Genomic DNA, 23,662 nt, shown 5'->3' on the forward strand with positions numbered 1-23,662 from the left:
ATCCATGCCCATAATTACCTTTTCATTTATCTTTATTCTATTATTATTTTTCCTGATTATTAACTCGATACGTAAAGGAACTTTAGAAACAAAATACGCCATTCTTTGGATTTTTGTTTGTATCGCAATGGCGATTTTAAGCTCTACAGATAAGATTATAAATTGGATTGGGAAGCTATTGCACGTAGAATACCCACCATCTGTTTTATTCCTGTTCGGACTTTTATTCTGCTTTATTTTAATTTTTGATTTAACTCGTAAGGTTTCTAAACAGCATCACCAACTTGTAACATTGACACAAGATTATGCGTTGCTAAAACAAAAATTAAATAATAAAGAACAAAATGATTCTTTACACGATGCATAATTAAAAATGACCTACTTTCTAAAATAGAAAGTAGGTCATTTTTATATACCATTTAAATGTAAATTCTTTGATAGATTTAATGAGATTATTTACTTACTTTAGAAATGGCCTGCTAATCCTCATAACAGTTGCGACAATACCTACACCTATCATTATAAATAGCATTGGCATCAATGGGAGCGCATATCGATCATATGCAAAGTATAAGCTATTGAAAAAGGTTTGGAATAAAACATTTATCCATAAGAATGAATACTCTCTCCACCTTCTCCAACAGAATGCAAATGCTAGGATAGAGCAAATTATGAAGCCTGTTTTAATTGTGTCATAAATCTTCTTCATATCTTCTCCAGATATATCAAAAATACTAATTGTGGTGCCTGGATAATAATATGCTTTTTCCCAGAAAATTTGTGGTTTTAAAATTAAATAACTCTTTATCATTGACGCTTTATCTGTATGCCACCATTCCTTAATACGGTCCATCGCTACTTCTTGCTGCTTCGCCATTAACTCATGCGCTTCTATACCTGGATATTTTGCAAAGATTTCTGCATCGATTTCTTCCACACTTTTCCCAGATGGATAACCTTCACCTTGATATGTGCCAAGTAGTAAAGGGTTACCTGAACCAGCTGTAAGCGGAATAAACTTGTTAAACTGAACATAGTTACGTGCCCACCAAGGACCAAGTACAACAAATAGTACCAATACACTAATAAGGGCTTGCTTTACCATTAAACGAGCCGGATAGCGTTTTGCTACAAGATATATAAATAATAGAATTGGATATAAAGCGATTTGTACCCTGAAATATAGTGTTACAAAGTAGAATAATAAAATAATATAAAAATCTTTCATTGAATGCGTATCTGCTAACTTTAAGCTCCAATATAACAGCCCTAGTGATAGAAAGAGATAAGGACTTTCTGTCAACGTTAAGTTTTCCACCACCACTTCAGGTGGATATAGAGCTAATAACAATGCAGCAATCAATCCTACCGCCGGATTTAAAATATATGTACCAATCTTATAAGTCATATAAATACTTAAAATACCAAAAGCTATCATAACTAATTTTGCACATAAAACACCTAAACTTCCATGTCCGAATATGAAAAATATGCCCGCTAATAAAAATACTTGTCCAGGCATAATATGAATAGTTGGTTTTGTCGGATCATGATACGTTAACATACCAGTTTCCAAAAAATTCACGGCATTTTTTTGATACATTAAGTCATCGCTACCAAGTGTCAAATCACTACCATATGTTTTTAAAGTCATTAACCGAAAGATTAGGCCAATAACTAGAATAATACCCAATATTATCAATTCAGGTCTTCGCATATACTTTTGTAACATTCTAAAGTTTCCTCCCTTTTATTACAACACATCTCTCTATTATAACCACCTTTCATATCTAACTTCTATACCTTTAATAATAATTATTATATACATAAAGTTGATTTACAAAGTTTATATGCGGTAAACTTATACAGATATTCTTTTAATCTTATTCCTTATAAAATGAGTTAATTTAAAAACATAAAAATTTGAGGAGTTAAAATTCTATGATGAAACAAAACCAGCTTGTCTCAGTTGTTATCCCTCTATACAATGCAGAGAAATATATTGAAGAGACGATGCAGTCAATACTAGATCAAACATATAAAAATATCGAAATTGTAATTGTAGATGATGGAAGTAAAGATCAATCACCTTCTATCGTAAAAAATCTTGCTGAAAAATACCCAGGTCAAGTAAAATATGTTCATCAAAAAAACCAAGGCGTTTCGGTAGCTCGTAATACAGGAATTGAAAACGCTAGTGGAGAATATATTGCTTTCCTTGATAGTGATGACTTATGGCATCCAACTAAAATTGAGAAGCAAGTCAAAAGTATACATAAAAACAACATGGACGCGTGCTATTGTGGTTATATGAATTTCTACGAAGAAACAGGCGAGAAGGTTGAACATACAACAAATTTTATTAAAGGCGATATGTCAAAAGCATTCCTAACACATCAAGTTGTTGCTCAAACAAGTACTTGGATTTTCAAACGAGCCATCGTAATGGATCATAACATTCGTTTTACACCAGGATGTAGTTGGGGCGAAGACTTGGAGTTTTTATTTAAACTAATGAGTGTAACAAGTGTATGTTATGTTGATGAATACTTAACTTATTATAGAATCTTATCAGAAGGAAATCTTTCTTCAAAATATAAAGATTATGAATTAAAAACGACAAAAGAGCTGGAAGTATTCAATCGTATGAAGGACTGGGTACATAATAAGTCTCAAGATTTCATTACAAAAGACCCTCAGTCACTTATTGAGATTCTTGAGACTTATTTATTCCCTTATACAGTCATCAATAACGCTTGTATATATATTAAGGGAAACTCTCAATTAGATAAATCACAAGTTCAATTAATCAAAAAAGATATCAAGAAATATTGCCGTAAAATCTATTCAAAGAATGGAAAGCGTAGTAAAAAACTATATGCAATGCTTTGGTTTGTACGAATTAAATTTCTGTTTTCTTAAACTGAAAATATAACGATACTCTCTCTTTCTGTGAACAAATCAAATTTACAAATAGGACAAGCTAACCGGGTCCTAAAGAATAGAAAGGTCTTTTCTCATGAAAACAAATAAAATTCTAAAAAACGCATCCTACCTCTTTGTAGGAAACATTACTGTTCGTTTTGTACTGGCTATTGCAACAATTCTCTTTGCAAGATATGTTTCACCAGATGAGTACGGGATGTTTACAGTTGCATTAGCAGTTTCTGCTGTCATTTGCTATTTTACGGATGCAGGTTTGACACATACGTTTATGCGTGAAGGAACAAGAAGCAACGCTAACATTAGCGTATTAATAAGCAGTTATTTACGAATTCGTTTAGTATTAGCTATCGTAATTTCTGTGCTCTTCGCCATTTTCGCTCAGTTCTTCTACACTGATGCTTACTTACGTGCCATGGTATATTGGGTCGTACTACCAACCATGTTTGGAGCTACTTTACAAGGGGTTGGGATGGCCTATTTCCAAGTAACAGAGCGTATGCAATTCACAGCGATTATTTCTGTACTACAAGGTGTGACGGCCGCAGCCGCTCTTCTGCTAGGGATGTCATTTAAATGGTCACTTATGATGGTTGCTGCTATGTATGGAATATCTAGCCTTGTAACAGGAGTCATTGCCTTTATAATGACAATCCGCTATACAACAATTCATAAGGGTTGGAATAAAGGCATTTTAGATCAATTACTTATTTTCACAGTCAATGGCGTTATCATTATGCTTTTACCGCAGTTAGGTCCTATTATCTTAGAAAAAGTTTCAACGAAAGCACAAGTTGGATTCTTTGGGGCCGCTTATAAAATACCTGCTGTACTTTACCAAATACCTGGTGTAATTGCAGCAGCCTTTTATCCAAAATTGTTTGCTTTTGGAAACGAAAATAATATTGATGAACATAGAAAGCTATCTCAATTCGAATTAAAGCTTATGTCTTTCTTAGGGATGGGAATTTCTATCCCGTTTATTGCCGATCCAAGTTTTTGGATTGTAACTCTATTAGGTGAAAAATATGCGCCAGCTGGTAATGCACTTGCAATTTTAGCCTTTATGGTCATTTTACAATCTATCAACTATCCGCTTGCTGATAATTTAACAACAGCTGGTCAACAATGGAAACGTGCGACAACTATGGCAATTGGATTAGCTGTCGCTATCATAAGTTACATCATATTAGGTAGCCAATTTGGAATGATGGGAGCTGCTGTAGCTGCTATCCTTACTGAGATTACATTATTAATCGGATTTTCATTATTCGTTCGTAAAGGATTTTCATTGCTATTCAAAGGAATAATATTCAATACACTAGCATTTATAATTAGTTATGCAATATATCGCACAGTATTAATTAGCTTACCACCACTAGTAGCTTTAGTACTTACTGGTATATTGTATGGCATTATTGGCCTTGCAATTGACCCACAAATACGTGGATTAATTTTAGGGTTTGTAAATAAAAAGCTAGGTAGATAAACAATAACAAGGCAAGCTTCTAAATTGTAAATAGAAGCTTGTTTTTTTACTTATATACAATTCCCCTTCATAATAAAAGGTTCTAGGTACAACCCCAATATATTTCTCGTGCTTCTCTCCACTTAATACAACTGGTTTTTCCGTCAAATATATTATTTCCACAAATTCATTGATCTGCTTATCAAACAGACCAAAGAACTGGATTATTCCTCTCTTTACAGTTATTACTCATTTGGTATATCTCGTTAATTCCCGTATGTGTTGAATCATTTCCTCACCTGTAATGACACCATAACCTGGTATGTTCCAATTTTGTCCATAGGCCTCATCATGTGAAGCTAATTCAACCATTGCTTTTGCACCATCTGGTGTAAAAATATATTCACGGGCAATCTTTTTATCTCCAACAAAGCTAGACATCTTATTTGCAAGTATTGCCTTTAATTTATGATGGACAAGTGTGCATTCTGCATTTGGACCATAAAAGTCTGGGAAATGAGCAATAAACATTCGTACATTAGCTTGTTTTGAAAATATATACATTTTGAAATGATGGCATTATATGAAAGAATTTAGTATCATGATTCAAGGTACTATTTCAAGTTGGACGGAGGATACTATGAGCTTATTAACAGTTGAAAAATTAGGACATACATTTGGCGATCGTACATTATTTAAAGATGTATCTATGCGATTACTAGCAGGTGAGCACGTTGGATTAGTTGGTGCAAACGGTGTTGGTAAATCAACATTCATGAATATCATTACTGGTCAGCTTATTCATGACCAAGGTCGTGTAGAATGGACACCGGGCACACATTACGGTTACTTAGACCAACATACGGTTTTAACACCTGGACGTACAATTCGTGACGTACTAGCGGATGCATTTTTACCGCTATTTGAAAAGGAAAAAGCTTTAAATGAAGTTACAGAAAAAATGGGAACTGCTACACCAGAAGAACTAGAAGAACTTCTTGAGCAAATGGCAGAAATACAAGATGCACTTGAAGCAGGTGGTTTCTATTTACTAGATATGAAAATTGAAGAGGCTGCACGTGGTCTTGGAATTGATGCAATTGGTTTAGATCGTGATGTTTCAGCACTAAGTGGTGGACAACGTACAAAGGTATTGCTTGCAAAGCTATTACTTGAACAGCCAGAAGTGTTATTGCTTGATGAACCTACTAACTATTTAGACGTTGAACATATTCATTGGTTAACAAATTATTTAAAAGAATACCCACATGCGTTCCTGTTGATTTCCCATGATACGGAATTTATGAATAAATGTGTTGATGTTATTTTCCATCTAGAATTCACAAAAATGACGCGTTATACAGCAACATATGAAAAATTCCTAGAGCTAGCAGAAATCAATAAAAATCAACATATAAACGCTTATGAAAAACAACGCGAGTTTATCAAAAAGCAAGAGGACTTCATTGCAAAGAATAAAGCTCGTTATTCAACAACAGGTCGTGCAAAGAGTCGTCAAAAACAACTTGATCGCATGGAACTTATTGATCGCCCGGAAACGGCAATTAAACCTGAATTCTCATTTAAAGAAAGTCGCGCAAGTAGTCGCTTCGTCTTTGAAGGTGAAAATGTAGAAATCGGATATACACATCCGCTACTACCAAAGCTATCAATGACGATCGAACGTGGTGAAAAAATTGCTATTGTTGGATGTAACGGTGTTGGTAAATCCACGTTACTAAAAACAATCTTAGGTAAAATTAAACCTTTAAGCGGTAAAACAAGCCTTGGTGACTTCTTAGAGCCTGCATACTTTGAGCAAGAAGTTAAAGCTGACAATATAACACCAATTGATGATGTATGGAATACATTCCCTGGCCTAGACCAACATCAAATTCGTGCGATGTTAGCAAAATGCGGATTAAAAAATGAACATATTTCTCGTCCATTAAGTCAATTAAGTGGTGGAGAACAAGCAAAAGTTCGTTTATGTAAACTAATGGGTGAAGAAAGTAACTGGCTACTATTTGACGAGCCGACAAACCATCTTGATGTTACAGCAAAAGCGGAACTTAAGAAGGCTATGAAAGCATATAAAGGAACAATTCTTCTTGTATGTCACGAACCGGACTTCTATGAAGATTGGATCACAAAAGTTTGGGATGTTGAAGAGTGGTCTCAAAATAGTAAGTAGTCTTATCTAAAAAAAACTCCTTGTATGGACAAGGAGTTTTTTGCTTGTTTTTATTAAGAATTTTTTATATTGTAATATCCCATAAGTCGCAATTTAAATTCTTTTAATTCCGGATATGTCTCTAAATTTGCTAACATTCCTCTAATGACCGGAATTCTTGGATTAGACAATCTCATCTCCGCCTCTAAAACATCTAATGTAACAAGTAATTCATCATTTTCTAATTGATCCGCTAAAGTACGTTTAAACACAATAATTTCTTTTAAAAAATGTTCCTTAACCTGTTCCTTAATAAGCTCTGATTTACAAAGAAATTCTCCAAGCTTTTCTTCATGTAACACAGGTTCTTCTGAAGATTCTACCAATCCATCTACTAAATCGTCTACTCTTTTCAAAATAAAAGCAGAGACGTAAGATAAGTCTATTTCTGGCGCTTGTAAAATAATTAGTTCTAAATATCCACGGCATATGCCTTCTACCATAATGACTAAATCTAATAAATATGGCATAACCTTATCACCATAAATAGACAGTAAACTATTCCGATAAAATGCGTGAGACTCTAACTTCATCCGCATCATAAATTCTTCTACTTCTTTATTAAAAGGAATCGCATTTTCCCTTGCATGCATAATAATAAATTCTTTATGCTTTTGTATATCATTAAACTGGCAATGCAATTGTTTTGCAAATTTTTCACGTGGCAATAACGACTCTTTTTCAATATCCATCATTTTATTTTGAATCTTGTCATAGTAATATCGAAGTGTCGCTAATAAAAGTTCCTCTTTTGATTTAAAGTATAAATAAAAGGCTCCCTTAGATATGCCACAAGCTGTCACAATTTCCTGCACCGATGTCGCATTTACACCCTTAGTCGCAAATAACTTCATAGCCATCTCTATAATTAAGCGCTCTTTTTCTTTCATATCATGTCTCTCCTAAATTTAATCTCGCATCTTATTATGAATGTATTATACCATCCCTTTTCATTGACGGCTGACCAATCAGTCAGTTATATTATGTATTAGACTGACCAGTTGGTCAATATAATACAAAGGGAGCGCAAACATGAACAAAATTATTAATTTTTCGTTAAAAAATAAGTTCGCAGTTTGGCTACTAACCATTATCGTTACCATTGCAGGTATTTATTCTGGGCTGAATATGAAGCTGGAAACAATTCCTGATATTACAACACCTGTTGTAACAGTAACCACGGTTTATCCTGGTGCTACACCAGAAGAAGTAGCTGATAAAGTTTCAAAACCGATGGAAGAGCAACTGCAAAATTTAAGTGGTGTAAACGTTGTTAGTTCATCATCTTATCAAAATGCATCTTCTATTCAGGTAGAATATGATTTTGATAAAAATATGGAAAAGGCTGAAACAGAAATAAAAGAAGCTCTCGCAAATGTGAAACTGCCAGAAGGCGTAAAGGACCCGAAAGTTTCACGTGTAAACTTCAATGCCTTTCCTGTTATTTCATTAAGCGTAGCAAGTAAAAATGAATCTTTAGCTACCTTAACTGAGAATGTGGAAAAAAATGTTGTGCCAGGATTAAAAGGACTTGATGGAGTCGCATCTGTTCAAATTTCAGGTCAACAAGTAGATGAAGTACAACTTGTCTTTAAAAAAGATAAGATGAAAGAATTAGGTTTAAGTGAAGATACTGTAAAAAATGTAATTAAAGGATCGGACGTATCTTTACCACTTGGCCTATATACATTTAAAGACACAGAAAAATCAGTTGTTGTAGATGGAAATATTACAACAATGAAAGCATTAAAAGAATTAAAAATCCCTGCTGCTCCTTCATCAGCAAGCGGTCAAGGTAGTCAAACTGCTGGAGCTGGTGCACAAATGCCACAAATGAATCCAGCTGCTATGAACGGGATTCCGACAGTTACATTAGACGAAATTGCTGACATTAAGGAAGTCGGAAAAGCAGAATCTATTTCTCGAACAAATGGAAAAGAAGCAATTGGAATTCAAATTGTCAAAGCTGCTGACGCCAACACAGTTGATGTTGTAAATGCAGTGAAAGATAAAGTAAAAGAACTTGAGAAAAAATATAAAGACTTAGAGATTATTTCAACATTCGACCAAGGTGCACCTATTGAGAAATCAGTAGAAACAATGCTGAGCAAAGCCATTTTTGGTGCTATTTTTGCGATTGTTATTATTATGCTGTTCCTACGAAATATCCGAACAACATTAATCTCTGTCGTTTCCATACCACTTTCTTTATTAATTGCTGTATTAGTCATAAAGCAAATGGATATTACACTTAACATTATGACGCTTGGAGCAATGACAGTCGCTATCGGGCGCGTTGTGGATGACTCCATTGTTGTTATTGAAAATATTTACCGACGTATGTCGTTATCAGGAGAGAAACTACGCGGGAAAGATTTAATTCGTGAAGCTACGAAAGAAATGTTTATTCCGATTATGTCTTCTACCATTGTAACAATTGCTGTATTTTTACCGCTTGGACTAGTAAAAGGTATGATTGGTGAAATGTTCTTACCATTCGCCTTAACTATCGTCTTCGCTTTATTAGCATCGTTACTAGTAGCAGTTACAATCGTACCGATGCTAGCTCATTCTTTATTTAAAAAAGAGAGCATGAGAGAAAAAGAAGTACATCATGAAGAAAAACCAAGTAAATTAGCAAACGGTTATAAACGTATACTTGCATGGGCTTTAAATCATAAAATCATCACATCAAGTATTGCTGTCCTTCTATTAGTTGGTAGTCTTGCACTTGTTCCAATTATCGGTGTAAGTTTCTTACCATCTGAAGAAGAAAAAATGATTATTGCAACGTACAACCCTGAACCAGGTCAAACGTTAGAAGACGTTGAAAAAATTGCAACGAAAGCTGAGAAGCACTTCCAAAATAATAAAGACGTCAAAACAATTCAATTCTCATTAGGTGGCGAAAACCCAATGAGTCCTGGTCAATCAAATCAGGCAATGTTCTTCGTACAATATGATAACGACACGAAAAACTTCGAAAAAGAGAAAGAACAAGTCGTTAAAGATTTACAGAAAATGTCTGGAAAAGGCGAATGGAAAAACCAAGACTTCGGAGCAAGTGGCGGTAGTAACGAAATCAAGTTATACGTTTACGGAGATAGCTCAGAAGACATTAAGCCTGTCGTAAAAGATATTCAAAACATAATGAAGAAAAACAAAGACTTAAAAGATATAGACTCTAGTATTGCAAAAACATACGCAGAATACACTTTAGTCGCAGATCAGGAAAAGCTAAGTAAAATGGGTCTAACGGCTGCACAAATTGGAATGGGACTTTCTAATCAACATGATCGCCCTGTTCTGACAACAATTAAAAAAGACGGTAAAGATATCAATGTATATGTAGAAGCTGAAAAACAAAATTATGAAACAATCGATGACTTAACAAATCGTAAAATTACAACGCCGCTTGGTAATGAAGTGGCTGTAAAAGATGTGATGACTGTAAAAGAAGGAGAAACTTCGAATACAGTGAAACACCGCGATGGCCGTGTTTATGCGGAAGTAAGTGCAAAACTAACATCTGATGACGTTTCAAAAGCATCCGCCGCGGTTCAAAAAGAAGTAGATAAAATGGATCTTCCTTCTGGCGTAGATGTTTCTATGGGAGGCGTTACAAAAGATATTGAAGAATCATTCAAGCAACTTGGCTTAGCGATGTTAGCTGCGATTGCTATTGTATACTTCGTTCTTGTCGTTACATTTGGCGGTGCTCTTGCACCATTCGCAATTTTATTCTCGCTACCATTTACAATCATTGGAGCCCTTGTTGCCTTATTAATCTCTGGTGAAACGTTAAGTGTCTCTGCAATGATCGGTGCCCTTATGTTAATCGGTATCGTTGTAACAAACGCAATCGTGCTTATCGACCGCGTTATTCATAAAGAAAATGAAGGTCTATCAACACGTGAAGCTTTATTAGAAGCTGGTGCAACACGCCTTCGCCCGATTTTAATGACTGCAATTGCAACAATCGGTGCTCTTATCCCGCTCGCATTAGGATTTGAAGGTAGCGGCTTAATTTCTAAAGGACTTGGTGTAACAGTAATTGGTGGATTAACAAGTTCAACATTATTAACACTTCTTATTGTTCCAATCGTTTATGAAATATTAAGCAAGTTTAAAAAGAAAAAAGTAAAGTAACAAAAAAATAACCTCGCTAACTGCGAGGTTATTTTTTATTTCCAAACAAGATTAGGAAATCACCATAGCCTTCTTTTTCTAATTCCTCTGTTGGAATAAATCGAAGAGCTGCTGAATTTATACAATAGCGAAGTCCATTTGGTCCTGGACCATCTGGAAATACGTGGCCGAGATGTGAATCTCCTTCCTTACTTCTCACTTCTGTACGCGTCATATTATGACTCACATCCATTTTTTCCTTCACACTAGCTGACATAACTGGCTTCGTAAAACTAGGCCATCCACATCCACTATCAAATTTATCTAGAGAAGTAAACAAAGGTTCACCTGAAACGATATCTACATAAAGACCTTCTTCTTTATGATTCCAATACTCATTTCGAAATGGTGGTTCTGTACCATTTTCCTGTGTTACATAAAATTGCATCTCACTGAGTTTTTCCTTTAAATGAGCATTATCCTTTGGCCAATGTTGCTTAATAAACGCATCTCGCCCTGAGCCCTTACGGTATAACTCGTAGCGGAATTCATTTTTCTTATGATATCCTTGGTGATATTCCTCTGCGGGATAAAACGTAGCAGCTGGCAATATTTTTGTCGCAATCGGCTTTGAAAAGCGCCCACTCCTTGCAAGCTCTTCTTTTGAAGCCTCTGCTTTTTTATGTTGTTCTTCATTATGATAAAAAATCACTGTTTCGTAAGACTGTCCGCGATCGTGGAATTGCCCACCTACATCAGTCGGATCAATTTGTCTCCAATATATATTTAATAACTCCTCATACGGCATTTTATTTGCATCAAATGTAATTTGTACTGCCTCATAATGTCCCGTCGTTTCTGAACATACTTCTTTATATGTTGGATTCTCTTTATGACCACCTGTATAGCCAGAAACAACCTTTATAATTCCTTCCATCTCTTCAAATGGCGAAACCATACACCAGAAGCACCCTCCAGCAAATGTAGCTAATTCTACCTTTTCATTTACAGCCATTCTTTCACCCCTATTCTATCTTCTCCTTACAGTATGGCATAAGAAACATCATGTTATAAAAGAAAAAGCATCGAACATCGATGCTTTTTTCTCTTCACTTTATTTTTTTCCAGCGTCCTTCTCCATTTCATCACTTGTCACATCTAAGACATCTAATAAGAAAATGAAGATTGGAATACCGATAATTAATCCCCATACACCTAAGAAGTGTTCCGAGAAGATTAATACCATAAACGTATAGAAAATTGGTAAGTTTGTTTTTTGCGACATAAACTTCGGATTTAACACGTAACTTTCAAGCGCATGAATGACTGTTACGATAACTAAAATATAAACAACGTACATAATACCGCCGATATTGTAAGCAATCATACAAAGCGGGAATAACGAAATGATAACCCCAGCTACTGGAATTAAACCAAGTAAGAAGATCATTAACGCTAAACCTAATAATTGTGGGAATCCTAATATCCATAATGCAATAACGGATAAAACGCAGTTAACAACTGCAATTAAAAATTGTGCCTCAATTACTTTTCCGAATGAACGTGCAAATTTCTTACCGAAGTACTCGATTTCAGTATAGAAAATTGCAAGTCTGCTCTCTTTAAATTTTGCAGTAAAAGCAACGATACGAGCTTTCTCCAATAAGAAAAATAAACTTAAAATTAAAGAAAGTAACACTTGAAGGCCAAATTTCCCAACATTCGTAATCGATTTATACAAAATGTCAACGCCTTGTCCTACATACTTCGAAAGTTCCATATGATTAACAGCATTAACTGCATACTTAATTAATTCACTGTCCGGTGGGTTTCTTAAAAATACGTTAAATTGATAAATCAATTGTGAAATTTGTATCGTTAATACTGGTAAATATTTAAATAGCGTAATAGCAATTCCACCAATTAACATGACATATAGAAATGCTATAATGAGTTTTCGATTAATGGGCATGAAATGATCTAATTTGCGGGAAATAAACTTTTGGAATCGATCCATTAAATACGTAAGAATAAACGTAATTAAAATTAAATTCAACATACTTTGCAGCCCGTATAACACGAGAGCAAGTATTACTAATACGAGTAACCTCTGAAATCCTTTGCTTTGAAACAGGTTTTTTATTTGCATAATCGACGAGTACTCTCTCCTGTCCTATAAAGTAAAACGTTAATAAGTAGATTTTTCTCTCTTTTCTACTTTTAATTATTCATTCATATTAAGATTTTTATAAGCTCATTATACGCCTACCTTAGCAGATCTATAGTAGCTTACTTCTTATTTTACAATACAATGACCTAATTCAAAACGTATTCTACACAGTATTAATGAAGATTTAAGGAAACTTACATTTTGTCACAATAGGTCTTACCACTACTGTAACATAAAAAGCAAGCTATCAGTAGAAATCTGTCCTACAAATAGCTTGCTTTTCTCATTTTTTAAGTAAGTTTTACTATCCAATGAATGGCATGAACATCGGTATGACAACTACCGTTACAACTCCAACTACTGTTACAGCAATACTTGCCATAGCTGCCTCTACTTCACCCATTTCAATTCCTACTGCCACTCCTAATGCATGACCTGCTGTTCCAAGTGCTAAACCTTTTGCAATTGGATGTTTCACTCTAAATGTTTTTAAGAATAACGCTCCTAATGCGTATACGATGACTGCGTTAAAGATTACTGCAAATGATGTAATTGCTGGTATACCACCAATACTTTCAGAGATTGGTAATGCAATTGCTGTTGTTGCCGCTTGTGGTAACATTGAATTCATTACTGCTGTATCTAGGCCAATTGCTTTTGCAACAATGAACACGACAATTACTGAACAAATAGATCCAACCACGATAGCTGATAAAATTTGCCACCAATATTTTTTCAACTTATCCACTTGTTTATATAATGGAATTGCAAACGCGATTGTTGCTGGCTCTAAGAAAAAGCTAATCATTTTTCCACCAGTATTATATTCTTCGAAAGTAAAGTTACCTACTTTTAAAAAGACAATCCCTAATACCATCGCTACGAATAATGGTGTGAATAAGAAGAACCCTTTTGAATGCTTGAATAATAATGTTCCGATTCCGTATGCGATTAATGAAACGACGATTCCGAAATATGGAGTCATTGTGCTTGCCATGTTCATTCCCTCCTAACAATATATACTAAAATGGTTACGCAACTTTTCCGTGCTTGCGTCCTTTATTTACTACTTTCAATTCTTTTGTATCTTCTGTTTCTTTTTTATCTTTTCCTAAAATAAATTGTGCAAATAATCCTGTTACAGCGAGTAAAATAACTGTTGCGACAACAATTACAGTTAAAATTTGTACAAAATATTGTCCCATTACACCAAGAGAATTAATAACCGAAATACCTGATGGGACGAAAAGGAATCCGATAATACCTGTTAAAGCTGTTCCAAGTGATTCAACTTGTTCCAATTTAATAACCTTTAAACATAATAGACTAAATAAAATGACTAACCCGATTACCGATGAAGGCATCGGAATTGGTAAATGTGTTGCAATAATATTAGAAATTAACATAATAGCTGAGAATATGAATGCTTGTGATAAGAAACTATATACTTTTTTCGTACTCATTTTGGCCACCTCTTTCGATTTGGTACCTTTATTGTATAGGATATAACCGTCTTAGTAAGCGTTTACATAATAGAACGTCAAATATACAGAATCAGTTACAAATATAAAAGGATGAAATACAAAAGCTGCTTCTTAAATACGAAGCAGCTTCTTGAGTTCTTTTGCATATGTACGACTAACAGGTACTTTTGATCCTTCTTTCATAATTAAATTATAAGTAGAATTGAACCACGGCTGGATTTCAGTAATATGATTAATATTTGCAATGAAGCTACGATGTACACGCATAAAACTTGCTTGCGGCAACTTCTTTTCCAAAATCACAAGTGTATCGTGTGTTATATATGTGTCCCTCATTGTTTTTACTGTTACTTTTCCATCCACAAGTCCTACATATATAATATCTTCAATATTCACAAGTACGATTGATTCTTCAATTGGTAATGCTAATTTATGCATATCTGCCGTTACATCTGCCCCTTTTATTTCTTGCTTCGTTTCTATTTGTGACTGCTTTTGTTTTTTATACTTCTTTAATGTTTGTACAATACGTTCTTCATCAAATGGCTTTAAAATATAGTCTAACGCATCTACTTCAAATGCTTGCAACGCGTATTGATCATAGGCAGTCGCAAATACAATGGCAGGTGGATTTTTCATCTTCTTTAATATATTCGCGATTTCAAATCCGTTATCATCAGATAACTGAATATCTAGGAAAACAATATCTGGTTTGTTTTTCATTAGCTCTTCTAATGCGTCCTCTACACAATCAGCCTCACCAATTATCTCAACTTCCTTCGTTCTTTCTAATAAATACTTTAGTTCATCGCGTGCTAACATTTCATCATCAACTACTAGTACTTTTAACAATCTGCTCTTCCTCCCCTACTTTTTTGGAATAACAAAAGTAATCTCTGTCCCCTCGTTTAATTTACTTTCGATATGAAGCATCGTTTCTTTTCCAAATAGCCCAATAAGACGTTCATTAATATTATATAAAGCTGTTCCAGTCCCTTTCTTGGACGAAACTACCATCTTTCCTAATTGTTCTAAACGTTCTTCCTCAATTCCTTGCCCATTATCTTTTACTTCAAAATGAACCATACCCTCTTTTTCAAAAACATGCACTTCCACTTGGCATACTGGTTGCTTCTTCGGGAAAGCGTGTCGCAACGCATTTTCAACCAATAGTTGAAGAACAAATGGTGGTACTAAAGTTGTCTTTAGCTCATCCTCAATATACACCTTTACTTCATACTTATTTGGAAACCTTGCTTGTTCTAGCGATAAGTATGCCTGTACATGGTTTAATTCTTGTTCTAGTGGAATCAATAACTGACGTGCCCCTTGTAAATTACAACGGAAATACACACTAAGCTGTAATAATAACTTCCTTGCTTTTTCTACATCTGTTCGGCATAAAGCTGATACTGTATTAATCGCATTAAATAAAAAGTGTGGGTTAATTTGTGCTTGTAATGCCTTTATTTCCGCATCTTGCAATAATTTACTTTGCAACTCAGCTTCCCCTAATTCAAGTTGTGTAGAGAATATTTTTGCTAACCCTTCTGCTAATTCCTCTTCCACACGACTTAACTGGTTAGGATTTTTGAAATACAGTTTTAATGTCCCTATCGTATTTCCATGTGAAGTTAGTGGAATAACAATCGCCGCTTGCAAAGGGCATCCTTCATGTTGACAATTAATGACCTCACGTGATTTTGCTTTCATTATTTTTCCTGTGTGTAACACTTCTTTCGACAAACCAGTTATTAAACTATGTGAAGGAATATGGTGATCTGATGCTAATCCAACATGAGCTAATATTTTCTCTGTATCTGTTAAGGATACCGCATCAGTTCCTGTAAAGCGGTGAATAATTTGTGCCACATGCTTACACGATTCTTCTGTTAAGCCTTGGCGAAAATACGGTAACGTTTTATCTGCAATACGTAATACCTTATGAGTCTGAAGTGCCTTTGCATTCTCTTCCTGGCGCAAAATAGCTTGTATCATAGAAAGTAAAATAAAACTTCCAAAGCTATTTACAAGGATCATTGGTATCGCAATTGTTTTCACAATACTCATTCCATCCTCTACAATTAATAAGATCATAATCATTTCTAAAGAAACGATAAACACACTTAAAACCGCTGAAAATTTAGGCGTAATTGTACGATTATACTTTTTGAAAATGTATCCAATATAACCTGTTATAACCCCCGCTAAAATTGAAGAGATTGCACAACTTAGTGCAGTCGTCCCGCCAAGCATATAACGGTGAATACCAGCAATCGATCCTACTCCAATTCCAACGATAGGTCCGCCAAGCAATCCACTAATTCCAACACCCATAATACGTGTATTCGCGATTGTGCTCGATGAAGAAACACCCTGTAGCCAATTTTCATTCATAATCGTATTACCCGCTATTTCAATCCCAGTGTAATTGCTTACAATTGTAAACACCGAAAAAATACAAATAAGCTTAAGCTTATCTACATAACCATCTTGCTTATGAAGAAGGCGCCTGAATGTTTTAATATGCGAAAGTAAAAATCCTAAAATAACAATAAGTCCGACGCGTTCAATCATCATAAGTACTAAATTTAGCATCTGTGATTCATTCCTTTTTATAGTAGTTAGTTTTATTATCGGAAAATAGTGAAGTGGGCGTCAAGAAGAATGAAATACCTTTTGCAATATTTTACACATAACAATTCCCTCTTTATTTGACAATCTAATAGAAGAGTGCTAAAAATAAAGTAATATAATACAGTCCTTTAACCCAACCCCGTGAGGTTGAGAAGGAAGTCGGAATACAATATACGTATGTTCTTTTCTAGGAATACGTATGCTTTTTTGGCCTTCTCATCATATCAGGTGAGAAGGCCTTTTGTTATTCTTCCATAGCGACTGTAGAAGAAAATAAGGAGGAATAATGATGAACGTCACTACTGATGTACAATCAACAACAGAGGAGACGAAAGAGAAAAGGTATAAAACACTATTTGGGTCTGCGCTAGGATATGCAGCAGAAGGCTTAGATATGTTGCTCTTATCTTTCGTGCTCGTCTACATTTTAAAAGAATTTCATTTAAGCCCTGTTGAAGGTGGGAACTTAACTTTAGCTACTACAATAGGAATGCTAATTGGGTCTTATTTATTTGGATTTATTGCTGATTTATTTGGGCGTATCCGTACGATGGCCTTCACAATCTTACTATTTTCACTCGCGACAGCACTTATTTATTTCGCAACAGATTATTGGCAATTATTAATTCTTCGCTTTTTAGTAGGAATGGGAGTTGGTGGTGAATTCGGAATTGGGATGGCCATCGTAACTGAAACATGGTCGAAAGAAATGCGCGCAAAGGCAACATCCGTTGTGGCACTTGGATGGCAATTCGGCGTACTAGTCGCTTCACTCCTACCAGCATTTATCGTTCCACACTTTGGATGGAGAGCCGTTTTCTTATTTGGACTCATTCCCGCACTACTAGCTGTCTATGTCCGAAAAAGTTTAAGTGAACCGAAAATATGGGAACAAAAACAACGATACAAAAAAGAATTGTTACAAAAAGAAGCTGAAGGTAATTTAACAACTACTGAGGCAGAGCAATTAAAGCAAATGAAAAAGTTCCCACTTCGAAAGCTATTTGCAAATAAAAAAGTAACGCTAACAACAATTGGTCTTATTATTATGTCATTCATCCAGAACTTCGGATACTATGGAATCTTTACATGGATGCCAACTATTTTGGCGAATAAATATAACTACACATTAGCAAAAGCGAGCGGTTGGATGTTCATCTCTACGATTGGCATGCTCATTGGAATTGCAACTTTTGGTATTCTAGCCGATAAAATTGGTCGCCGTAAAACTTTTACAATCTATTATGTTGGTGGTACTATATACTGTCTCATTTACTTCTTCTTATTCACAGATTCAACATTATTGCTATGGGGAAGTGCTTTGCTTGGATTCTTTGCAAATGGCATGATGGGAGGATTCGGAGCAATTTTAGCTGAAAACTATCCCGCTGAAGCTCGTTCTACAGCAGAAAACTTTATTTTCGGTACTGGACGTGGTTTAGCTGGCTTTGGACCTGTTATTATCGGATTACTTGCTGCAGGTGGTAATGTAATGGGGGCATTATCTCTTATCTTCATTATCTATCCAATCGGTTTAGTTACAATGCTATTATTTGTCCCAGAGACGAAGGATAAAGTATTAGAATAGATTGAAACTACACAGTGTTACGATCTTCCTTCAAGAAAGATAGTTATATAAATAGCAAAGAGGAAGCATCTCTAATGAAATGCTTCCTCTTTTGATATAAAATATACAATTATTTATTTTGATCTACTAGCTTTTTGGAACAAGAAAGAAGTTTGCTCTTCTTCTTTTACAATACCTTGTTTTAATGCTAGTTCCCCTGCCACTTTAGGCGCTAGCCATAGCATTGGGAACAACAGAACGGATACCGGGACAGCTGTTACTACGATGAATGATTGCAATGCATTAATACTTCCCTCACCCATATATAAAAGAATTGCCGCAACTGCTCCCATAATAAGCGACCAAAAAATTCGTAAGCTAATTCTAGGATCTCCGTCTCCAGTCACTGCCATCGAAATCGAATAAGCCATTGAATCTCCTGTTGTCACTACAAATAAAATTGTTAATAAAAGAAATGCCGGTCCAATAATATGAGAGAGTGGCAGTTGCTCTGTAATTGCAATCATAGCAGCTGGCATACCAGATGCACTTAATGCGGTCGATATAGAACCAGGATTCATTAACTCATAAAACACACCTGATCCCCCTAGTATAGTAAACCAAAACGTTGTAATAATAGGTGCAATAATTCCAATTGCAACGATGATTTCTCGAATTGTTCTTCCTCTTGAAATGCGGCTCACTAAAATTGCCATCATCGGTCCATATCCAATAAACCACCCCCAGAAAAAGATTGTCCACGATCCTAACCAACCTGTATCACCGCGGTATGTGCTCATTGGAATAAATTCATTTATATAAAATCCAAACGAAGATACAAACGAATCAATAATAAATCCACCTGGTCCACATAATAATACAAATACCATTAATAAAATCGCTAATTTAACATTTAAATCGCTTATAATTTGAATCCCTTTATTAATTCCTGTTACTGCAGATATAGTAGAAACCGCAACTACACAAATAATAATTGCTAATTGAGTAGTAAAAACATCAGGAATATTAAACAATGCTTGTAGGCCATAACTTGCTTGTAAGCCTAAAAATCCGATTGGTCCAATCGTCCCTGCAGCTACCGCAATAATGGCAAATGCATCAATCATTGTTCCAAGCAAACTCTTTCGCAATTTCTCACCAAAAATAGGATATAAAAGCGTTCGAGGTTTTAACGGCATACCTTTATGATAATGCCCATACATCATAACTACCGCACTAATTGTACCTAAAATCGTCCAAGCCAAGAAACCCCAATGCATATAACTTTGCGCCAAAGCAGGCATGACCGCTTCTTTCGTTCCAGCAGATATACCTTCATGTATTGGTGGCACCGTCATCAAATGGTACATAGGCTCTGCTGCTGCCCAAAAAACGCCACCCCCGGCAAGTAATGTAGACATAATAATAGCAAGCCATTTTGCTGTACTAATCTCAGGTTTTTCTAATCCCCCAAGTTTAACTCTCCCATATTTCGAGAACGCCATACACATTGCAACAATAAATGTACCAATTAATAAAACTTGCCAAAAGGCACCAAAATATTTAATTGAAGCTGCAAAACTACTATTAATGGCTCCCTCTACGTAACTTTTATTTAAAAAAACCGCAATTACAAATAATAAAAGTGAGCCACCACTAATAAGAAATACAGGCCAATCCGTTTTTCGACTCTTCATCCTCATTTACACTTCCTCCTTCCTCAGCAATCTAAAAAAACAACTTTATTATGTTTTATTGTTTACACCCAAAACACAATGATTATATAAGAATAATAATTTATCTATTTCCTACACACTTATGTTGTCCCTAAAAATATGCTAAATCCCTTATTTAAAAGAAAATTTCTATTTCTATTACATAAAAAAGCAAAATAAAAGACCTTATATTTCTATAAGGTCTTCGAAACAGAAATTTGATTATAACATAAGGAACTCCTTGGTTCAAAAAGCTCCTTCCAAAAATAACCGAGGGTAAAGGCTTCCATTTGCTACGTAACAGTAGTTAAAAAAATTATATTTTTACAGAAAATGCCCTATACTACAAACTATTTATGAAAGAAATTCGGCTTCAAAATCTCATTCGGATACGGTTTATGATAAATATGGGTGGTAGCTGGAGATAACGGCGGAATGAGCCAAACCCAATTGCCCGTTACAACACGACCACAGGCAGCTTCTTGCTTCTCAAATTGCTGAAATTGTTGTGCCGCAGTATGATGGTCAACAATACTCACTCCTTGTTTTTTAAAGGAATATAAAACAGCCACGTTTAATTCAACTAGCGCCTTATCTTTCCATAACGTACCATTTCTCGATGTATCCAAATCCATCATTTCCGCAACTGCCGGAAGTAAATTATAACGATCATAATCTGCTAAGTTACGTGCCCCAATCTCTGTTCCCATATACCATCCATTAAACGGAGCTGCTGTATAGGAAATACCGCCAATTTCTAAGCGCATATCTGAAATCATTGGAACCCCATACCATTTTGCTCCAAGTGATGAAATCGGGTATTCTGGATGTTCAATTGACACTTCTTTTACTTCTTCTTTCGGAATTTCTTTATATATAGGCGCTTTTCCATCTATAGAAAACACAAGTGGCAATACATCAAAATTCGTGCCTTCCCCTTGCCAGCCAAGTTCCTGACAAAAATCTGTAAACGCAGTGGAATGAGAGTCACCAATCAATCCCATTTCTGTTTTATATCCTGCATATCGAATTAATTGATGATTATAAATTCTTATATTATTTTCTTCACCTTGATATTGCTTAAAAATTGTAATTGTCGGTTTCACTTTCCCGTCGTTCGTTGCATATTGAATATGATGAATTAATGCATTATATACACCTTCCGCATCATTTACTTCACGTGCATCTAATATGTGCATCTTACTCCAAAATAGTCTTCCGATACACCGATTACTATTGCGCCATGCCATTCGCGATCCATGAACAAGTTCTTCAAATGTATGCTCATATGTCCCTGTCTTCTCTATCTCAACTTGAATTTCTTTCATGCGTTCTTCTATGAATTGTTCTTTATTAAGCTCTTTATAGCAAATCGTAATAAAATGACTCGCTTCCTCTATTAATTGTTTCGTTTTACTCATAAACGATCTCCTTCTATTTCAACAAAACGTTCTACTTTACAGTATAAGCAAAAAGAATAAGAGTCACAAATGAAAGTCGAAGTGTTACTTTTATTGTAATATTTTTCAGAAAATTAAAGAGATTACTATTGACTTGTATAAAAAATAGGTGTATTTTTGACTCAGGTAAATTATTTTTACCTAGACCAACTTTTAGAAGGAAAGGAGGGAATGTCATGTCTTCATTTCAATTGCCAAAGCTTTCATATGACTATGATGAACTAGAGCCATATATCGATAGCAACACACTTTCTATTCATCACGGGAAGCACCATGCGACATACGTAAATAATTTGAATGCTGCATTAGAAAACTATTCGGAATTACATAATAAATCTTTAGAAGAGTTACTATGTAATTTAGACACTTTACCAAAGGAAATTGTTACAGCTGTAAGAAATAACGGTGGTGGACATTATTGTCATAGTCTTTTTTGGGAAGTAATGAGCCCACGGGGTGGCGGCGAGCCTAATGGAGACGTTGCAAAAGTAATTGATTATTATTTCAATACCTTTGACAACTTAAAAGATCAACTGTCTAAAGCAGCAATTAGCCGTTTTGGAAGTGGTTATGGCTGGCTTGTCCTTGATGGTGAAGAACTTACTGTAATGAGTACACCTAATCAAGATACACCTTTACAAGAAGGTAAGATTCCATTACTCGTCATTGATGTATGGGAACATGCCTATTATTTAAAGTACCAAAATCGCCGCCCAGAATTTGTTACCAACTGGTGGCATACAGTGAACTGGGACCGGGTAAATGAAAAGTATTTACAAGCAATTCAATCACAAAAACATTAGTCGTGCGTATAAGGTAAGTTTGGTAATGTAAAATTAGTATTGTCGAAATCCTCCAGAATCCCCCGGATTGCCACCGGGGGATTTATGATTATTTCATTGCATGTATGTAATAACGTAATACTTTTTCTATTTCTATTTTCAACTCTCGGAACGGGAATCCTAATTCATTAGCTTTTCCATTATGTAATGTACAATTAGTCACTTCATTATAAGGCGCTACATTGTCTACTGCTTCTTGAACAAGTGCTTTTATTCCCGTAGTTTCTTCTATGAAATGAATAATGTCCCGAGCAGAAACTGCCCCGTTGCTACAAGCATTAATTGGCCCTTCTATGTCTTTCATCCCGCACCAAACTAAAAATCCCCCTGCTTCTTCTTCATGTATAAACGACAACTTTCCATCTAGATGATTCACTGCGACAGGTTCTTCTCTCACGATATGTTCAACGTAAAATTGTAACCTTTTCGTATAATCGTTTTCTCCAATAACAACCGGAAAACGAGCTGCAACAACTGGGAATGTTGCTTGTTGAAATACAACGGCTTCGGCTAATCTCTTTCCTTCACCATAATTGAAGTCATTCCTATCTCCATACGCGATTGCATACTCGTACGGATTAAAGTCTTCTTCTGATAAGCTTAGTGCAGGTTCATAGACAGCCATTGAAGATGTCATAACATATTTCTTCGTTTTCCCTCGTAACACTTCACATATTATCTTCGCTGCATTCGAGCTATAGCATAAATTATCGTATACAATATCATAACTTTTATCTTCTAGACGCTCTGCTAGTTGTTTTTCATCTTCTCTATCTACAATAAGTCTTTTTACTGCACTTCCAAAAGAATCTTCCGTAATTCCTCTCGTCGCAATCGTTACATCGTGCCCCTCTTGCAAAAGTGCTTCTACTAAATGTTTACCAAAAAATCTTGTTCCCCCTAGCACCAATACTTTTTTCAACTTCATCATCCCCATTTTAGAAAATTGTAAAATACTACCTCTCTATTATAAATGCTAACATATAAAAAGCATGGAATTCGTTTAACGATTCCA

17 protein-coding genes and 2 pseudogenes are annotated in these 23,662 nt (G+C 35.2%); 7 read left to right on the forward strand and 12 right to left on the reverse strand.

The features are described 5' to 3' along the window. The first annotated feature begins 4 nt into the window (after nucleotides 1-4). A complete protein-coding gene (locus MR147_RS14395; protein WP_001121766.1) occupies nucleotides 5-367 on the forward strand; it encodes a DUF2304 domain-containing protein in 363 nt (120 codons plus the stop codon). A gap of 93 nt (nucleotides 368-460) precedes the next feature. Here the strand turns inward: MR147_RS14395 and MR147_RS14400 are convergent, their stop codons facing one another. Beyond that, complete coding sequence (locus tag MR147_RS14400; protein ID WP_000939654.1) at nucleotides 461-1,732, reverse strand: glycosyltransferase family 39 protein; 1,272 nt, start codon at nucleotides 1,730-1,732, stop codon at nucleotides 461-463. A gap of 209 nt (nucleotides 1,733-1,941) precedes the next feature. Here MR147_RS14400 and MR147_RS14405 point away from each other — a divergent pair, with 209 nt between their 5' ends. Both MR147_RS14405 and MR147_RS14410 read left to right on the forward strand, forming a co-directional pair. Then, nucleotides 1,942-2,922, forward strand: coding sequence for a glycosyltransferase family 2 protein (locus tag MR147_RS14405; RefSeq protein WP_242304452.1), 981 nt, complete (start codon nucleotides 1,942-1,944; stop codon nucleotides 2,920-2,922). A gap of 97 nt (nucleotides 2,923-3,019) precedes the next feature. Beyond that, a complete protein-coding gene (locus tag MR147_RS14410; RefSeq protein WP_074541543.1) occupies nucleotides 3,020-4,432 on the forward strand; it encodes an oligosaccharide flippase family protein in 1,413 nt (470 codons plus the stop codon). Here the strand turns inward: MR147_RS14410 and MR147_RS14415 are convergent. Further along, a pseudogene (locus tag MR147_RS14415) lies at nucleotides 4,421-4,963 on the reverse strand (Rossmann-fold NAD(P)-binding domain-containing protein); the annotation flags it as partial. The gene MR147_RS14410 and the pseudogene MR147_RS14415 overlap by 12 nt on opposite strands. Nucleotides 4,964-5,051: 88 nt before the next feature. On the opposite strand from MR147_RS14415, the gene MR147_RS14420 reads away from it, so the two are divergent. After that, nucleotides 5,052-6,605 (forward strand): ABC-F family ATP-binding cassette domain-containing protein, encoded by a 1,554-nt coding sequence (locus MR147_RS14420; RefSeq protein ID WP_000055410.1) that lies wholly within the window; start codon nucleotides 5,052-5,054, stop codon nucleotides 6,603-6,605. Between the two features lie 53 nt (nucleotides 6,606-6,658). On the opposite strand, the gene MR147_RS14425 is transcribed toward MR147_RS14420, so the two are convergent. After that, entirely contained in the window at nucleotides 6,659-7,534 is an 876-nt protein-coding gene (locus MR147_RS14425; RefSeq protein WP_000659610.1) for a TetR/AcrR family transcriptional regulator, read from the reverse strand. A gap of 142 nt (nucleotides 7,535-7,676) precedes the next feature. On the opposite strand from MR147_RS14425, the gene MR147_RS14430 reads away from it, so the two are divergent. Beyond that, complete coding sequence (locus MR147_RS14430; RefSeq protein ID WP_242304453.1) at nucleotides 7,677-10,793, forward strand: efflux RND transporter permease subunit; 3,117 nt, start codon at nucleotides 7,677-7,679, stop codon at nucleotides 10,791-10,793. A gap of 28 nt (nucleotides 10,794-10,821) precedes the next feature. On the opposite strand, the gene msrB is transcribed toward MR147_RS14430, so the two are convergent. The 6 genes and pseudogenes from msrB to lytS form a co-directional block, all read right to left on the reverse strand. After that, nucleotides 10,822-11,787: a peptide-methionine (R)-S-oxide reductase MsrB gene (gene msrB / locus MR147_RS14435; RefSeq protein ID WP_000290164.1), complete on the reverse strand. Its 966-nt coding sequence runs from the start codon at nucleotides 11,785-11,787 to the stop codon at nucleotides 10,822-10,824. 99 nt (nucleotides 11,788-11,886) lie between these two features. Then, nucleotides 11,887-12,921 carry an AI-2E family transporter gene (locus MR147_RS14440; protein WP_001166015.1) on the reverse strand — a complete coding sequence of 345 codons (1,035 nt, stop codon included), beginning with the start codon at nucleotides 12,919-12,921 and terminating at the stop codon, nucleotides 11,887-11,889. Nucleotides 12,922-13,246: 325 nt separating this feature from the next. Further along, nucleotides 13,247-13,939 carry an antiholin-like protein LrgB gene (gene lrgB, locus MR147_RS14445; RefSeq protein WP_000168869.1) on the reverse strand — a complete coding sequence of 231 codons (693 nt, stop codon included), beginning with the start codon at nucleotides 13,937-13,939 and terminating at the stop codon, nucleotides 13,247-13,249. Between the two features lie 34 nt (nucleotides 13,940-13,973). Continuing rightward, nucleotides 13,974-14,405, reverse strand: a complete 432-nt coding sequence (lrgA, locus tag MR147_RS14450) for an antiholin-like murein hydrolase modulator LrgA (RefSeq protein ID WP_000104902.1) — start codon at nucleotides 14,403-14,405, stop codon at nucleotides 13,974-13,976. Nucleotides 14,406-14,537: 132 nt separating this feature from the next. Beyond that, a complete protein-coding gene (locus MR147_RS14455) occupies nucleotides 14,538-15,278 on the reverse strand; it encodes a LytR/AlgR family response regulator transcription factor (RefSeq protein ID WP_000921833.1) in 741 nt (246 codons plus the stop codon). Next, nucleotides 15,256-17,024, reverse strand: a pseudogene (lytS, locus tag MR147_RS14460) (two-component system sensor histidine kinase LytS). The gene MR147_RS14455 and the pseudogene lytS overlap by 23 nt, the downstream one beginning before the upstream one ends. A 328-nt stretch (nucleotides 17,025-17,352) precedes the next feature. On the opposite strand from lytS, the gene MR147_RS14465 reads away from it, so the two are divergent. After that, nucleotides 17,353-18,651 carry an MFS transporter gene (locus MR147_RS14465; RefSeq protein WP_001103431.1) on the forward strand — a complete coding sequence of 433 codons (1,299 nt, stop codon included), beginning with the start codon at nucleotides 17,353-17,355 and terminating at the stop codon, nucleotides 18,649-18,651. Nucleotides 18,652-18,764: 113 nt separating this feature from the next. Here the strand turns inward: MR147_RS14465 and MR147_RS14470 are convergent, their stop codons facing one another. Next, nucleotides 18,765-20,333 (reverse strand): BCCT family transporter, encoded by a 1,569-nt coding sequence (locus tag MR147_RS14470; RefSeq protein WP_242304454.1) that lies wholly within the window; start codon nucleotides 20,331-20,333, stop codon nucleotides 18,765-18,767. 362 nt (nucleotides 20,334-20,695) lie between these two features. Beyond that, on the reverse strand, nucleotides 20,696-21,766 hold the full coding sequence (locus tag MR147_RS14475) for a nitric oxide synthase oxygenase (protein ID WP_074608013.1): 1,071 nt from the start codon (nucleotides 21,764-21,766) through the stop codon (nucleotides 20,696-20,698). Between the two features lie 215 nt (nucleotides 21,767-21,981). Here MR147_RS14475 and sodA point away from each other — a divergent pair, with 215 nt between their 5' ends. Next, the gene (sodA, locus tag MR147_RS14480) at nucleotides 21,982-22,608 is read left to right on the forward strand and encodes a superoxide dismutase [Mn] (protein ID WP_000094044.1); all 627 of its coding nucleotides are present in this window, start codon (nucleotides 21,982-21,984) and stop codon (nucleotides 22,606-22,608) included. Between the two features lie 88 nt (nucleotides 22,609-22,696). Here the strand turns inward: sodA and MR147_RS14485 are convergent, their stop codons facing one another. After that, on the reverse strand, nucleotides 22,697-23,578 hold the full coding sequence (locus MR147_RS14485) for an NAD-dependent epimerase/dehydratase family protein (protein ID WP_074608128.1): 882 nt from the start codon (nucleotides 23,576-23,578) through the stop codon (nucleotides 22,697-22,699). Nucleotides 23,579-23,662: the final 84 nt, after the last annotated feature.

Origin of the sequence: Bacillus cereus group sp. BfR-BA-01350 (genome assembly GCF_022663775.1) — a bacterium.
GTDB classification, from domain to species: Bacteria; Bacillota; Bacilli; order Bacillales; family Bacillaceae_G; genus Bacillus_A; species Bacillus_A paranthracis.

What these genes read in the sequence shown, in the direction of transcription:
- MR147_RS14395 (WP_001121766.1), top strand. Translation starts at nt 5, where the DNA reads ATGCCCATAATTACCTTTTCATTTATCTTTATTCTATTATTATTTTTC.
- MR147_RS14400 (WP_000939654.1), bottom strand. Translation starts at nt 1,732, where the DNA reads ATGTTACAAAAGTATATGCGAAGACCTGAATTGATAATATTGGGTATT.
- MR147_RS14405 (WP_242304452.1), top strand. Translation starts at nt 1,942, where the DNA reads ATGATGAAACAAAACCAGCTTGTCTCAGTTGTTATCCCTCTATACAAT.
- MR147_RS14410 (WP_074541543.1), top strand. Translation starts at nt 3,020, where the DNA reads ATGAAAACAAATAAAATTCTAAAAAACGCATCCTACCTCTTTGTAGGA.
- MR147_RS14420 (WP_000055410.1), top strand. Translation starts at nt 5,052, where the DNA reads ATGAGCTTATTAACAGTTGAAAAATTAGGACATACATTTGGCGATCGT.
- MR147_RS14425 (WP_000659610.1), bottom strand. Translation starts at nt 7,534, where the DNA reads ATGAAAGAAAAAGAGCGCTTAATTATAGAGATGGCTATGAAGTTATTT.
- MR147_RS14430 (WP_242304453.1), top strand. Translation starts at nt 7,677, where the DNA reads ATGAACAAAATTATTAATTTTTCGTTAAAAAATAAGTTCGCAGTTTGG.
- msrB (WP_000290164.1), bottom strand. Translation starts at nt 11,787, where the DNA reads ATGGCTGTAAATGAAAAGGTAGAATTAGCTACATTTGCTGGAGGGTGC.
- MR147_RS14440 (WP_001166015.1), bottom strand. Translation starts at nt 12,921, where the DNA reads ATGCAAATAAAAAACCTGTTTCAAAGCAAAGGATTTCAGAGGTTACTC.
- lrgB (WP_000168869.1), bottom strand. Translation starts at nt 13,939, where the DNA reads ATGGCAAGCACAATGACTCCATATTTCGGAATCGTCGTTTCATTAATC.
- lrgA (WP_000104902.1), bottom strand. Translation starts at nt 14,405, where the DNA reads ATGAGTACGAAAAAAGTATATAGTTTCTTATCACAAGCATTCATATTC.
- MR147_RS14465 (WP_001103431.1), top strand. Translation starts at nt 17,353, where the DNA reads ATGAACGTCACTACTGATGTACAATCAACAACAGAGGAGACGAAAGAG.
- MR147_RS14470 (WP_242304454.1), bottom strand. Translation starts at nt 20,333, where the DNA reads ATGAGGATGAAGAGTCGAAAAACGGATTGGCCTGTATTTCTTATTAGT.
- MR147_RS14475 (WP_074608013.1), bottom strand. Translation starts at nt 21,766, where the DNA reads ATGAGTAAAACGAAACAATTAATAGAGGAAGCGAGTCATTTTATTACG.
- sodA (WP_000094044.1), top strand. Translation starts at nt 21,982, where the DNA reads ATGTCTTCATTTCAATTGCCAAAGCTTTCATATGACTATGATGAACTA.
- MR147_RS14485 (WP_074608128.1), bottom strand. Translation starts at nt 23,578, where the DNA reads ATGATGAAGTTGAAAAAAGTATTGGTGCTAGGGGGAACAAGATTTTTT.